This is a genomic window from Pseudomonas sp. YQ_5 (assembly GCF_043103305.1).
In the GTDB taxonomy this organism is placed as follows: domain Bacteria; phylum Pseudomonadota; class Gammaproteobacteria; order Pseudomonadales; family Pseudomonadaceae; genus Aquipseudomonas; species Aquipseudomonas putida_Y.
In genome coordinates, this window is record NZ_JBICJS010000001.1 from 15590 (window position 1) to 29901 (window position 14312).

Here is a 14312-nt window from a genome sequence, read left to right on the forward strand (position 1 = left end):
ACATGTACCTCTCCTATTCAACGCATATGCAAGATGATGGGGCTGCTGCTGGCCGGGTCGGTATGCCCACGCAGCTTGCCTACCGCCTGCGCATCCACCGCACCACCCTGGTTGCCCCAGGCTGTACGCACAAAGCCAAGCACGTCGGCAATCTCCTGATCACTCAGCTGTTCGCGGAAAGCCGGCATGCGATAGGCGTCCGGCACCCCAGCAGCCACCACCCGCTGCGAACCATTAAGTGTGATATTGATTGCCGAGGCGTTCTCCTTGGCCAGTGCCGAGGTCGCTCCGGCCAATGGCGGCATCCACTTGTCCTGGCCCTTGCCGTCCAGGCCGTGGCAGGAGGCACAGCGTGTCACGTAGGTGCGGGCTCCAGGGCTGTCCAACCGTATAGCTACCGATTCGGCTTGGTATTGCCATGGCTCGCCGTCACGTTGGGGGTCGCCGGGCAGCGACTTCAGGTAGTGGGCGATGGCTGCCAGGTCTTCGTCATGCATGAATTGCGTGGAGTTGTTGAACGCCTCTGTCATCGAACCGAATACCACTGCATGCCGGTTGCGCCCGGTCTTCAGGAACTGCGCGATCTCCGCCTCGCTCCAGCGCCCGAGTCCTGTGTTGTGGTCGGCGCGCAGGCTGGGTGCATACCAGCCGTCAAGCAGTGCACCGGACAGGAACGGCTTGCCGCTGTCATCCAGCGCCTTTTCATTGAAGGCCAGGCCGCGTGGCGTGTGGCAACTGCCGCAGTGTCCGGGGCCCTGGACGATATAGGCGCCACGGTTCCACTGTGCATCCTGCCCGGTCTTGTCGGTGTAAGGCCTGGTGGCGGCAAACAGGCCGTTCCACAAGGCAATGGGCCAGCGCAGGTTCAGCGGCCAGGGGATGTCGCTGGCCAAGTTGGCCTGCCGCGCCGGTTGCACACCGTGCATGAAGAACGCATACAGCGCCTTGACGTCCTCATCGCTGAGCTTGGCGTAGGACGGGTAAGGCATGGCCGGGTACAACCGCCGACCACCGGGCGCGACACCCTGGCGCACGGCGCGGTCGAAGTCGGCCAAGGTGTAGTTACCGATACCGTTGTCGCGGTCAGGGGTGATGTTGGTGGCGTGGATCGCCCCCAGCGGGGTGGCCATTTCCAACCCGCCGGCGAACGGTTTGCCATCCGGCAGGCTATGGCAGGCCACGCAGTCACTGAGCCGGGCCACGTATTCACCGCGGCTGACCAGCGCCGGGTCGGCAACAGTGGCCTGCGCATCGGCAAACGGCGAAGCAGGTTCGCGTGTGACATACCAGGCCAGCAGGCCCGCCGCGACCAGGCACGGCAGCGCGAGCCAGCCGGCGGTTCTTGCGAAACGATGGGTCATGAGGCGTCCCTTGCGATCAGCTGAAGGTGTGGCGGCTCAATGGCAAACTGCGCACGCGCTGGCCGGTGAGCTGCGCGACCGCGTTGGCCACCGCCGGGGCCACGGCGGGTAACGGTGGTTCGCCGATGCCGCCCATCTTCGCCCCGCTTTCGATAATGCGCACATGCACCCGGGCCATGCGCGAAGGCGGCAGGATCGGGTACAGGTCGTAGTTGCGCGCGCGCGGCTTGCCATCCACGTACACCGCTTCTTCCACCAGCGTCTGCGACAGGCCGAGGGCGACGGCGCCATTGACCTGATGCTCGATGATCGCCGGGTTGACGATGCTGCCAGGGTCGATGGCCTGCCAGATGTCGTGCACCTTGACCTGGCCGTTATCGATCGAAACCTCGGCAATGACCGCAGCCTCCGAGCCGAACGGTGAGGCCATGGCCACGCCGCGTGCACGCTTGCTGCCGTCCTCGGCGGTGAACGGGCCGCGCTTCCAGCCGCCGGACAAGTCGGCCACTGCGTTCAGCAGGTTGGTCAGTCTCGGGTTGTCGCGCAGCAGGTGCAGGCGCAGTTCAAACGGGTCCTTGCCACCTTTGTCCGCCAGTTCGTCCAGGAATGATTCGTAGAAAAAGTCGTTCAGCGAGTTACCTACCGAGCGCCAGTAACCGAGCATGGCCGGGCCTTTGACATAGATCTGGGCGATGCGCTTGTTGGCGATGGCGTAGGACTTGCCTGACAGCCCCTCGAGTGCAGTCGGGTCGATCTTTTCCCCTTGTTTGCCGGCAAGGGCCTCGGTTGGGCCCTCGGTGGCGCTTACCGCTTCGAGCGCCACGGGCATACCGTCTGCGTCCAGCCCGGCGCGGAACTTCACCACTGCGACGGGGCGCAGTACATCGCGTAGAAACTCCTCCTCGCGGCTCCAGATAAGCTTCACCGGTCGGTCAACCGCTTTGGCCAGGGCAATGGCTTGCGGGTAGGGGTTGGCAGAGTCGTACAGGAAGTGGCGGCCAAAGAAGCCGCCCAGCAGCGGCGAATGCAGGTTGATTTGTGCAGGCGTCAGGCCAGTGCGCCTGGCAATGTCGTCACGGAACATGTCCGGCGCCTGGTTAGGCAGCCAGACGTCCAGGCTGCCGTCCGGGTTGAAGCGGGCGAGGGCGGACGGTGGCTCGAGCTGGGCATGGTTCAGGTACTGGTTGTGGTAGCTGGCCTCGACCTTGGTCTTGGCATTGGCCAGGGCGCCGGCAATATCCCCTTCGTTCTCTTCATCGCGTGACGGCCCTTGCACCGTCGCGAGGTGTTCGCGCCAGGCGTCACTGGAAAAATCGGCCGGCATCGGTCGCACTTTGCTGTCGGCGGCCGGTTCTTTCCAATCTACCTGGATCGCCTCTACTGCACGCTTGGCGTGCCACCAGCGTTCGGCAACCACGGCCACGGCGCCTGGCAGCTGATGCACCGAATGTACGCCTTTCATGGCCTTGACCTGGTCTTCGTTGCGCAGGCTGCCGACCGTCATGCCCAGGCGCGGTGCATGCTGCACGGCAGCGTGGAGCATGCCGTCGACCTTGATGTCGATGCAGTACTGGGCCTTGCCGGTGGACTTGTCATAGGCATCCAGGCGGCGTACGGGCTTTCCTATCCAGCGAAACTGGCTGGGGTCGCGCAGCTTGACGCTGGCCGGGTCGGGCACCGGCAGGTCCATGGCGCGACCTGCCAGTTCACCGTAAGGAACGGAACGTCCACTCGTGGTATGTACTACGTTACCTGGCGTGGTAGAAAGCTCATCGAGCGGTACACCCAGGTGTTCGGCGCCCGCCTGCAGCAGCATGCCCCGGGCGAGCGCGCCCAGGCGGCGCATGGTCGGATAGCTCATGCGCACCGACATGCTGCCACCGGTGATGCGCATGCCGTTCTCCATTACCACGTAGGCTTCGCCTGGTGGCGCGCTATCGACCACGAAATGGGCCGGGTCGACATCCAGCTCTTCACCCACAATCTGCGCCATGGCGGTGAAAGGGCCTTGCCCGCCTTCCATGAAGGGGCTCAGCAGGCGCACCGTGCCGTCCGGGCGAATTTCCAGAAATGCAGGCACCTGGGTGCCGCGTTCCGCAGTTGCCGTGGCGGCGGCTGCCTGCACGCGAGCCGAACCCATGGGTAAGCCGAAACCTAGTACCAGGGCACCGACTGCGGTGCCGGCAAGAAAGCGCCGACGTGACAGGTTGACCGTTTCGCCCCGCTGCAGCCTGAGCAGTTCGGCGGGTGTATCAACTGGCGTGTTCATCAGGCCTGCTCCCCCTGGGCCAGCTCATGCACGGCGGCATGGATGGCGTTGTAGGTGCCGCAGCGGCACAGGTTGACCATGGCTGCATCGATCTGCGCATCGCTGGGTTTTGGCGTGTGCTTGAGCAGTGCCGTCGCCGCCATTACCTGGCCGGACTGGCAATAGCCGCATTGAGCCACCTGATGCTCGACCCAGGCGGTGACTACCCGTTTACCGACGGGGTCGGCCTCGATCGCCTCGATGGTGGTGACCTCACGCCCCACCACACCGGCCACGGGGGTAACGCAGGCGCGCACCACATTGCCGTCCACCAACACCGAACAAGCGCCACATTGAGCCAAGCCGCAGCCATACTTGGTGCCGGTCAGCCCCAAGTCATCGCGGATTACCCACAGCAGGGGCGTGTCGGCGTCCGCCTCGACCTGATAGGTCTTCTGGTTGATGCGTAGTTCCATGGTTTCACCTGCCCGTCACGGTTGTTGTCGCTGTGTTGTTTCTGCATGGGGAATACGTTGTCCCCCGGTGCAGAAACGCTAGCACAGGAGGATGACCGCTGGTCTGGTGGCGTGGATAGCTTCAGAGGATCAGGCAAGTAATTCGGTGGAATACGCAAGCCCGCTGCGAAAAATCAAGCCTGCGGGCGGCGCTGAACAGGACTTGCGCAACGAAAACCCGGATAATGCCGGCCAATTTCGTTTTGCACGCTTAAATCACGGTAATCCCGCATGGAAATCAAGGTCAATTTTCTCGACAATCTCCGTCTCGAAGCCAAATTCGATGACTTCACGGTGATCGCCGACCAACCTATCCGCTACAAAGGCGATGGTTCGGCCCCCGGCCCGTTCGACTATTTCCTGGCGTCTTCGGCCTTGTGCGCGGCTTACTTCGTCAAGCTGTACTGCCAGACCCGCGATATCCCCACTGAAAACATCCGCCTGTCGCAGAACAACATCGTCGATCCGGAAAACCGCTACAACCAGATCTTCAAGATCCAGGTCGAACTGCCTGAGGACATTTCCGACAAGGACCGCCAGGGCATCCTGCGCTCCATCGACCGCTGCACGGTGAAAAAGGTGGTGCAGACCGGCCCTGAGTTCGTGATCGAAGTGGTCGACAACCTCGATGCCGATGCCCAGGGGTTGCTGATGCCGGTGTCGGACACCAGCACCTATATCCCCGGCAAGGACCTGCCGCTGGAGCAGACCATTGCCAACATGTCGGGTATTCTCGCCGGGCTGGGGATGAAGATCGAGATCGCCTCTTGGCGCAACATTGTGCCCAACGTCTGGTCGCTGCACGTACGCGACGCGCAGTCGCCGATGTGCTTTACCAACGGTAAAGGGGCCACCAAGGAAGCGGCGCTGGCCTCAGCGCTGGGCGAATTCATCGAGCGCCTCAACTGCAACTTCTTCTACAACGACCAATTCTGGGGCGAAGACCTGGCCAACGCGCCGTTCGTGCACTACCCGAACGAGCAGTGGTTCAAGCCGGGTCCGCGCGACGCGTTGCCGGCCGAGATCCTCGATGAGCACTGCCTGGCGATCTACAACCCAGACGGGGAGCTGCGTGGTTCGCACCTGTATGACACCAACTCGGGTAACACCGCTCGGGGCATCTGTTCGCTGCCGTTCGTGCGTCAGTCCGACCAGCAGGTGGTGTACTTCCCGTCCAACCTGATCGAAAACCTGTTCCTCAGCAACGGCATGAGCGCGGGCAATACCCTGGCCGAGGCGCAGGTGCAGTGCCTGTCGGAAATTTTCGAGCGCGCGGTGAAGCGCGAGATCCTCGAAGGCGAGTTGTGCCTGCCGGACGTACCGCAAGAGGTACTGGCCAAATACCCGGCGATCGTCGCCGGCATCCAGGGTCTGGAAGAGCAGGGCTTCCCGGTACTGGTCAAGGATGCGTCACTGGGGGGCGAGTTCCCGGTCATGTGCGTGACCTTGATGAACCCGCGCACGGGTGGCGTGTTTGCCTCCTTCGGTGCCCACCCGAGCCTGGAAGTGGCGCTGGAGCGCAGCCTCACCGAACTGCTGCAGGGCCGCAGCTTCGAAGGCCTGAACGACCTGCCGCAACCCACTTTCGAAAGCCATGCGCTGACCGAGCCGAACAACTTCGTAGAGCATTTCATCGACTCCAGCGGCGTGGTGTCGTGGCGCTTCTTCAGCGCCAAGGCCGACTTCGAATTCGTCGAGTGGGACTTCTCCGGGCACGGCGAGGACTCCAACCAGCAGGAGGCCGCGACCCTGTTCGGTATCCTCGAAGACCTGGGCAAGGAAGTGTACATGGCGGTGTACGACAATCTTGGCGCCACCGCTTGCCGCATCCTGGTACCGGGGTACTCGGAAATCTACCCGGTCGAGGACCTTATCTGGGACAACACCAACCGCGCCTTGTCGTTCCGTGCTGACATCCTCAACCTGCACAGCCTCGACAGCCGCTCGCTGAAGCTGCTGCTCAAGCGCCTGGACAACTGCGATGTGGATGACTACACCACCATCACTACGCTGATCGGTGTGGAGTTCGACGAAAACACAGTGTGGGGCCAACTGACCATTCTGGAGCTGAAGCTGCTGATCTGCCTCGCGGTTAAACGCTTTGAGGATGCCAAGGAGCTGGTTGAGGCATTCTTGCAGTTCAACGACAACACTGTCGACCGCGGTCTGTTCTACCAGGCGCTGAACGTGGTGCTGGAAGTGCAGCTGGATGACGAACTGGAGTTGGATGACTACGAAGCCAACTTCCGTCGTATGTTCGGCAATGTGCGCATGGATGCGGTATTGGGTTCGGTGGACGGCAGTGTGCGCTTCCATGGTCTGACCCCGACCAGCATGAAGCTCGAAGGCCTTGATCGCCACCTGCGCCTGATCGACAGCTACAAGAAACTGCACGCGGCCCGGGCCAAGTTCGTCTGACAGGCGCTGCGCCCAATCATCGCCGACAAGCCAGCGCCACAGGTATTGCACCACTCTTGAGATTTGTGCCGAACCTGTGGACGCTGGCTTGCCTGCGATAGGCCAGGAGCCGTCCTACAGCCCTTTGATCTGGGCGCTATCCTCATTCTGTCTTGCCGCGTTGCCATCCAGGCGCATAGCGTTCTCTTCCTATCCATTTCAGGTGGTGACTATTCGGGCTTAGCAGACCCACCTTCGAAAGCCTCCGCCGGTGGTGGCGCTGCACGGACATTGAAAAGCTTGCAGACACAGTACCAACAGAGGGCGACGGTCAGGTTGTAGGGGAACAGCACCGCCCAGAACGGCAATTGCCAGTTCTTTTTGCCCTGCATTTCACCGGGCTCACCGGTTCGCCAGGGGGCGTAGTGGCGCCAGGCTTCTGCCGGGGTCAGGCAGATGGCGTGCAGTGGCTTGTGCCACCAGTTGGGCTCACCGGGCGGGGGGAGTTTGTCCGGGCCGTGGTCCATGAAGTGGCGGAGGTATTCCCATACCTCGGCGACATGCTTGACGCCGGGTTCGGTGGGTTCGTTGCTGTCTACCCAGAGGCAGTCTTTTTGATGCAGGCTGCCGTCTTTCCGGCGAGGGGCGAAGGCGAGGGCATAGCTGGTGCTGAGTGATGAGCCGCCGTACTCCGTGCGCTTAAAAATACCACCGCCGGTACTGCTCCACTCAAAGATCAGTACCTTGCTTAAACGTTGATAGTAGATTTTTTGGGTCGCCCGATTGAAGCAGAAGCTTGATAAGCGTTTTATGAAATATATTCGATAAATGAGGAAAGGTAGGAAAGTGAAAGGCATAAGCAAGAATCCAGTCGCTAATAATGGAGCGGTTTCGTACATGCGCCATATATCCCTGGAGAGTAAATATGGGTAAAAGCCGGCAATTGACAGAGCAGTTATCGCGCAATACAGCTTTCCCATGAAGACAGAGTCTGTGACCCATGGATTCCTTAAGCATAAAACAGTGTCAGATAAGCTTAATAGTTGCCCTGTGATAGAGGGCTTGTGTCCAGAGTCTGACATTGAGTTGAATATCCAGATGGTTGCCACGATCAGCGCTCCAGACGAAAAATTGACAGGGTCTCAGCCATGGCCGGGAAGTCGCGGGTGCCTGGCACGTTGGTGTAGTGCACCGTCAGGATGGGACGCGTGAACTGCAGACAGGGCCTGGAGGTCGCGCTGCTGACAGAGGTGTCGCTCATGTACGCTTCCTTTGGGCTGAATGCGCTTGGGCCTCCTCAAATGCTTCGGGTGGCGGTGGCGCTGCTCGGACGTTGAACAGGCGGCAGATGCCATACCAGCAGAGGGCGACGGAGAGGTTGTAGGGAAACAGCACGGCCCAGAACGGCAATTGCCAGTTCTTTTTGCCCTGCATTTCACCGGGCTCGCCGGTTCGCCAGGGGGCATAGTGGCGCCAGGCTTCTGCCGGGGTCAGGCAGATGGCGTGCAGTGGCTTGTGCCACCAGTTGGGTTCACCGGGCGGGGGGAGTTTGTCCGGGCCGTGGTCCATGAAGTGGCGGAGGTATTCCCACACTTCGGCCACATGCTTGACGCCGGGTTCGGTGGGTTCGTTGCTGTCCACCCACAGGCAGTCTTTTTGGTGAAGGCTGCCGTCTTCCCGGCGGGGGGCGAAGGCGAGGGCATAGCTGGTGGTGAAGGAGGAACCACTGAATTCTGTGCGACTGAAAAGACCGCCTGCGACTTGGCTCCAGTCAAATATTATGAGTTTTTTGAATCGCTTATAGTAGATTTTCTTTGTGTGTCGATTTAAATGTATGTTCGATAAGTTTTTTATGAAAAGTATTCTGTAGGCTAAGAATGGGGTAAAAATAAAGGGGAGTGAGATCAGGATGGCAACGAAAATGTCGCCGCCGTTGATTGAGTAGTCTATATTTTCATTAATGAGATTGTAACATGATAATATCCAGGTAAATAGAAACATGGCAGTGTAGATTTTTCCCATGAATACAGAGTCGGACACCCAAGGGTTGCGCAGGCATAAGTGTGAGCTGGTTGTTTGAATAAGTTGTCCGGAAATTTTTGGCTTGAATTCTGAATTGTGGGCTTGATTAAAAAGCCAGATAGTCGCCATAGGTTTAGCGTTCCAGGTGAATAGTGGTAGAAGAAGGAGTGTCGTCATCCAGCCCTTGGTTGGCATGGTAATTAATCGTTAGCGTGGCAGGCCTGATTTGTCTAGCATCAGTTTTGTAATGAAGTAATAAACCTGCTTGGGTGATATGGCAGTCAGGGGTTATTTGGAGTGGGGTTGTCTGCCTGTCGAGATTCTGGCTCACTAAACTCCCTGACCATTCGCTTTGACCTACTACGAATTCTGGTAAAAGTATAGTTAGCTCGAGTGTTGCGTTTTGTTTAGTGACCTGGGTATGGATAATTGTTGCCCAGTCAGGTGTTGGCCATTTGTTATTTATATCCAAATGTGTCGTTAGAGCGCCTAAGCCGAGCTGCTCAGAGTACGGTGCCAACAATGCTTTCGGTGAGAAAAATTCAATCTGCCATGACTTGATTTCTTCGTGGATGTGGCGAAAGCGTGGCAATTTTTTATCAAAGTCTAACTTTATATTCTCCCGTATTTCTCCATCGTTTTCCCTTGTCCCGAAGATGCTTCTGCTGGCCCATAATTCTAAAGGGCTGTGAAGGCGGGAGTGAGCTTTTGAGTAGAGGAATAGACCTCCACCGATCAAAGTTGCTCCGATCAGGGCGATTCCAGCTGCTGTCCAGCCTGCAAAGGGAATGAGGACTGTCGTGCCTGCGATGGCAAGGCTTCCTTCTAGAACAAGAATCGAACCTAAAGCAGTAGTCGCGCTGGCGGCCGCTGTATATAAGCCTGAAATAAGATTGCCGTTCTGCCATTGACGTACTGCCTTAAAAATATCTGAGGAAAACCCAATTATTATCGCCGGGTAGCCTGATGCCCGCGCGAAAAGATTACTCGTCATAAAGTTGATGATGCCGTCACCAAAGGCACGCTTTCATCTCTTCAACCTGTGCCATGCCGCTCTTCAAATACCGCTGTACCTCCTGGCTAAAGGGATTTTCCGTAATGGCCTGTTCGGTCATTCGATAGCGTGCCGCCAACAACCCCAGCGTTTTCTCGGCATTGGCCTCACGGGCAGCCAGCAACACTTGCTGGCGCAGGCCTTGGCTGGCATCCCAACGGGTTTGGCCACACAGGCGCTTGAGCACCACGGTATTGACCGACTGGGCGGTGAGGTCGGTGATGTCAGCCATGGCCGGGAAGCGACCGGCCAGCCCTTCGATCACGTTGTCGCTGGCGCCGAACAAGGTGCCGATCGAATCGGCTTTGTCCTTGAACGGGTTGAACGGCGCCATGGCGGTGTAAAGCGGGCTGTCGTGCTGGTCCAGCCATTGCTCCAGGCGTTTGAAGCGTCGGTCATGATCTTCGGTGCCGGGTGTCGGCTGGCCCATCGGGTGAATCAGCAAGGCCAGTGAAATTTCCAGACCGCGGGCGGAGGTGCGTTCGTCGCGGTCGTAACAGGCCAAGGCGGCTGCCAGGCTGTAGGAGTTATCGATGTGTTGGGATTCGGCCGTCGCCAGCCAGGCGTCATGATCGTTGCTGGCTTGCAAAGAGGCCAGGTTGAAGCCTGCATCGGCATAGCGGCAGGCGGGGGCGTCGGCGGTGCGTGGCACGATGGCGTAGCGCACTGGCAGGATGGGTGTGCGTGCGCTGCAGGCTGGGCCGGAGGTGGCGCGACTGACGGAGGCGTCGCTCATGTACGCTTCCTTTGGGTTGAATGAGCTGGGGCCTCCTCAAATGCTTCGGGTGGCGGTGGCGCTGCTCGGACGTTGAACAGGCGGCAGATGCCGTACCAACAGATGGCTACGGAGAGGTTGTAGGGGAACAACACGGCCCAGAACGGCAATTGCCAGTTCTTTTTACCCTGCATTTCACCGGGCTCGCCGGTTCGCCAGGGGGCATAGTGGCGCCAGGCTTCTGCCGGGGTCAGGCAGATGGCGTGGAGTGGCTTGTGCCACCAGTTGGGTTCACCGGGCGGGGGGAGTTTGTCTGGGCCGTGGTCCATGAAGTGGCGGAGGTATTCCCATACCTCGGCGACATGCTTGACGCCGGGTTCGGTGGGTTCGTTGCTGTCGACCCACAGGCAGTCTTTTTTGTGAAGGCTACCGTCCTTCCTAGGCGGGGCAAAGGCAAGTGCATAACTAGTACTGAAGGATGAACCACCAAACTCTGTGCGCTTAAATACCCCACCTTTGATATTGGTCCAATCGAATGAGATAAGTTTTTTGTTGCGTTGGTATAGAATTTTTCCAGTTGCGCGATTGAGGTAGATGTTTGACAGATTTTTTATGAAGAATATCCTGTAGGCGATGAATGGTGTAAATATCAGTGGTGCAACAATGTATTGTGCGAGTGAGTGAAGGTCCGCTAGCGCCGACTTTCTAAAACCCGTATCTATGATATCCGGGTAGATATAGGCTGCTAACCCTAATGTCATGGCGGTATATAGTTTTCCCATGAATACGGAGTCGGACACCCATGGGTTCACGAGGGATAAGTGATGTTTGTTTATGGTTGATAGTTGGCTTGAGATATGTGGAGTGAACTGAGAGCGTGCGGAGGGTGTGAAAATCCATGAAATGGCCATTATCGTTCCCCAAGTTTGAAAGTCTGGGAGGAGCCTGCTTGTTCATCTAAGCCTAGATTTGGCAGATATTTGATGTTTAGTTTAATGTGGCGGTGGTTTTGAATTTGATTCTTGAAGTGGAGTATCAGTCCGCCCCTAATTTCATAGCAGTCTGGTGTGGCTGGGAATACAGATATGCCATTGTTCTCGAGTTGACTACTAAGGCTGGCTTGCCATTCGCTTTGACCCAATAGAAATCCTCGTAGGAGGACTGTAAATTCAGCAGTGGGGGGAATGCTAGAAACTTGATTGTGTGTGATGGCAGTCCAATTCGGAGTAGTCCATGTGTTTAAGTCAGTCCATTTGCTGTCCAGATGCCCTAGGTCAAACAGTTTTGTCTCTTTTTCTGAAAGTAGCGAGGGTGAGTAAAATACCTGATGCCAAGCGTTTATTTCGTCTTTAATGTTGACGAAGGTTGGAAGTTTCTTGTCGGTGTCTAAAGTTATGTCTGGTCGGCTTTCGCCGTCATTGAGACGGTTCCCAAATATACTTCGACTGGCCCATAGCTCTATAGGGTTGTGAAGGTGTTCGTTGGCTTTCGCATGGAGGTAGGTGCCTCCAGCTATGATCGCAGCACCTAATAGGGCCACTGCAGCTGCAGTCCACCCTGCAAAAGGGATAAATGTTGTGGCACCTGCAATAGCTAATCCACCTTCTAATACCAAGACGGAGCCTATTGCGACCGCGCCCCCGCCATAGAAGGTTAAATCAGAAGCGGCAGTATTACCGTGCATCTTCTGCCTTTGGGATTTTTTATAGTCAGAGGCGAATCCTAGGAAAATAGCCGGGTAGCCGGACAACCTTGCGAACAAATTGCTACCCAAAAACTTGATAACCCCATTGCCAAAGGCCATGCCCGGCGCTGTGGCACTTAATCTCAGGATGACGGCCTTATGCGTTGCGCGCACGCTGACCATTGTTGCCGCCGCTGCACCAATCACCCCGAAAACAGATGAAGCGAACCCCATGGTGTATTCCGGTGCGTTGCTCTTTTGCAGGCTGTTGTAAGCCGTCTTGAGCGATAAGATGTTGAACCACAGCATCCCCGCGTTTAAACCACCACCACCGCCCGAGGTGAGCATCCCCAGAAAGTTAGGTTTCACACGCGCAGTGGTGGTCAGCTCGATGGACACCGTGCGGCTTCCTGATATGCGCAACGCTTTCATCTCTTCAACCTGCGCCATGCCGCTTTTCAAATACCGCTGTACCTCCTGGCTAAAGGGATTTTCCGTAATGGCCTGCTCGGTGATTCGATAGCGCGCCGCCAGCAATCCCAGTGCTTTCTCGGCATTGGCCTCACGCGCTGCCAACAACACTTGCCGCCGCAGGCCATGGCTGGCATCCCAGCGGGTCTGCCCGCGCAGGCGCTTGAGCACCACGGTATTGACCGACTGGGCGGTGAGGTCGGTGATGTCTGCCATGGCCGGGAAGCGACCGGCCAGCCCTTCGATCACGTTGTCGCTGGCGCCGAACAAGGTGCCGATCGAATCGGCCTTGTCCTTGAACGGGTTGAACGGCGCCAAGGCGGTGTAAAGCGGGCTATCGTGCTGGTCCAGCCATTGCTCCAGGCGTTTGAAGCGTCGGTCATGATCTTCGGTGCCGGGTGTCGGCTGGCCCATCGGGTGAATCAGCAACGCCAGTGAGATTTCCAGACCGCGGGCGGAGGTGCGTTCGTCGCGGTCGTAACAGGCCAGTGCCGCAGCGAGGCTGTAGGGGTTATCGATGTGTTGGGATTCGGCCGTCGCTAGCCAGGCGTCATGATCGTTGCTGGCTTGCAAGGCCAGGTTGCGCAGGGCGGCAATCCGCCGTTCCAGTGCGTCGCGTTCGGCGAGGAAGCGCCGGTATTTGTCGACATCGAGGCGCTGTGCCAGGCGCGCGCCATTGGGGGAATAGTCTTCATGGGTGAGGGCCTGGAAATGGGACTCGGCCGGCGACAGGGCGGGCCCCCGGCGTGACGTGCCCAGCCTGAACGCGGCCAGTTCTGGTGAAGGCGCATCCGCCGGGTACAGGCTTTCCAGCGTCTTGTTCAGCAGCATGGCGACCAGGTTGCGATGGTGAAAGTCGCGGCTCTGCGGGCTGAGCTGTTCGGCATCCAGCCGATAGCATGCCGGCACGCGCTCCTGCTCGGGAGGCTGGGCGGGTTTTGTGTGTTCCAGTTGCTCGGCCGGCATCAGGTCACGCAGTTGATGCTGGTAGGCCGAGACCGACAGGCTCAGGTCCAGGGCCATGCCTTCGGCATCGGCGAGCGCCACCACCACCGGCACTTTCGGCTGGGTCCAGGGGTAGTGGCGGGCGATGGCATTGAGGTTGCCGATGGGCAAAGTTTCGGTGACCGGGTCGCTGCTCCAGGTCAGCGGCATGCGCCGCTCTGTCGGTTTGAAGTCTTCGACCCAGGTTTGTAGGGCACTCACTGGCAACACATGGGGCTGGGTGGACGGCGTTTGGTTGCCGCTCACCAGCTCGGCCAAGTCCAGCTGGCGCATGTGCCGATTGCGCAGGGCTGGCGAACCGGTGATACGGGCGGTGATGGCGTTGGTCCACAGGTGCGGGCTGTAGCCGATCCACACTTCCTTGGCGGAGTCCTGACAGGTGTCGGCCCACACCCAGCCGATGCTCTGGCCGGACAGATAGCACTCACGCCGGTGGTAATCCTCCAGCCCTTGGTAGCGTAGCTCCTTGTACAGGCCCGCGCCGACGTGCTCGTGAATGACCAGCTTTTCGCCCAAAGGGCCTTTCATGAACACGTAGACATAGCCTGGGCGCAAAGCGCGGAGGGTGTAGGCCGATTGCTGCAGCGGGGCGAAGCCTTGTTCCAGGTTGAAGCCTGCATCGGCATAGCGGTAGGCGGGGGTGTCGGCGGTGCGGGGCACGATGGCGTAGCGCACTGGCAGGATTGGCACGCGTGCGCTGCAGGCTGGGCCGGAGGTGGCGCTGCTGACGGAGTCATTGGTCATGCGAGCTCCTTGCTCAGAGAGACAGTCTTTTCGAACCAGAGACGCACTGCGGCAACTTTCAGTACTGACAAGACTGAAATACCGTTATTCATACTG

At 58.6% G+C, this 14312-nt stretch carries 9 protein-coding genes and 1 pseudogene; 1 reads left to right on the forward strand and 9 read right to left on the reverse strand.

Features of this window, described 5'->3' with window-relative positions; translation table 11 throughout:
* Positions 1 to 17 precede the first annotated feature (17 nt).
* The 3 genes from ACF8EA_RS00080 to ACF8EA_RS00090 are packed head-to-tail and all read right to left on the reverse strand — an operon-like array spanning position 18 to position 4085.
* Complete coding sequence (locus ACF8EA_RS00080; RefSeq protein WP_392520890.1) at positions 18 to 1361, reverse strand: c-type cytochrome; 1344 nt, start codon at positions 1359 to 1361, stop codon at positions 18 to 20.
* 16 nt (positions 1362 to 1377) lie between these two features.
* Complete coding sequence (locus tag ACF8EA_RS00085) at positions 1378 to 3630, reverse strand: molybdopterin cofactor-binding domain-containing protein (protein WP_392520891.1); 2253 nt, start codon at positions 3628 to 3630, stop codon at positions 1378 to 1380.
* Complete coding sequence (locus ACF8EA_RS00090) at positions 3630 to 4085, reverse strand: (2Fe-2S)-binding protein (protein ID WP_176685723.1); 456 nt, start codon at positions 4083 to 4085, stop codon at positions 3630 to 3632. Before ACF8EA_RS00090 ends, ACF8EA_RS00085 begins: the two co-directional genes overlap by 1 nt.
* Before the next feature lie 270 nt (positions 4086 to 4355).
* Between ACF8EA_RS00090 and ACF8EA_RS00095 the strand changes: the two genes are divergently transcribed.
* Positions 4356 to 6542 (forward strand): OsmC domain/YcaO domain-containing protein, encoded by a 2187-nt coding sequence (locus ACF8EA_RS00095; RefSeq protein WP_021782011.1) that lies wholly within the window; start codon positions 4356 to 4358, stop codon positions 6540 to 6542.
* Between the two features lie 209 nt (positions 6543 to 6751).
* Here ACF8EA_RS00095 and ACF8EA_RS00100 read toward each other — a convergent pair whose 3' ends face one another.
* The 6 genes and pseudogenes from ACF8EA_RS00100 to ACF8EA_RS00125 form a co-directional block, all read right to left on the reverse strand.
* Positions 6752 to 7630, reverse strand: coding sequence for a DUF6708 domain-containing protein (locus ACF8EA_RS00100; RefSeq protein ID WP_392520892.1), 879 nt, complete (start codon positions 7628 to 7630; stop codon positions 6752 to 6754).
* A 2-nt stretch (positions 7631 to 7632) separates the two neighbouring features.
* Positions 7633 to 7782 carry a hypothetical protein gene (locus ACF8EA_RS00105; protein ID WP_392520893.1) on the reverse strand — a complete coding sequence of 50 codons (150 nt, stop codon included), beginning with the start codon at positions 7780 to 7782 and terminating at the stop codon, positions 7633 to 7635.
* Positions 7779 to 8672 (reverse strand): DUF6708 domain-containing protein, encoded by an 894-nt coding sequence (locus ACF8EA_RS00110; RefSeq protein ID WP_392520894.1) that lies wholly within the window; start codon positions 8670 to 8672, stop codon positions 7779 to 7781. Before ACF8EA_RS00110 ends, ACF8EA_RS00105 begins: the two co-directional genes overlap by 4 nt.
* A gap of 4 nt (positions 8673 to 8676) precedes the next feature.
* Positions 8677 to 10198: pseudogene (locus ACF8EA_RS00115) on the reverse strand (hypothetical protein); the annotation flags it as partial.
* A gap of 131 nt (positions 10199 to 10329) precedes the next feature.
* Positions 10330 to 11223, reverse strand: coding sequence for a DUF6708 domain-containing protein (locus ACF8EA_RS00120; RefSeq protein WP_392520895.1), 894 nt, complete (start codon positions 11221 to 11223; stop codon positions 10330 to 10332).
* On the reverse strand, positions 11223 to 14216 hold the full coding sequence (locus ACF8EA_RS00125) for a T6SS effector BTH_I2691 family protein (protein ID WP_392520896.1): 2994 nt from the start codon (positions 14214 to 14216) through the stop codon (positions 11223 to 11225). Before ACF8EA_RS00125 ends, ACF8EA_RS00120 begins: the two co-directional genes overlap by 1 nt.
* Between the last annotated feature and the right edge of the window lie 96 nt (positions 14217 to 14312).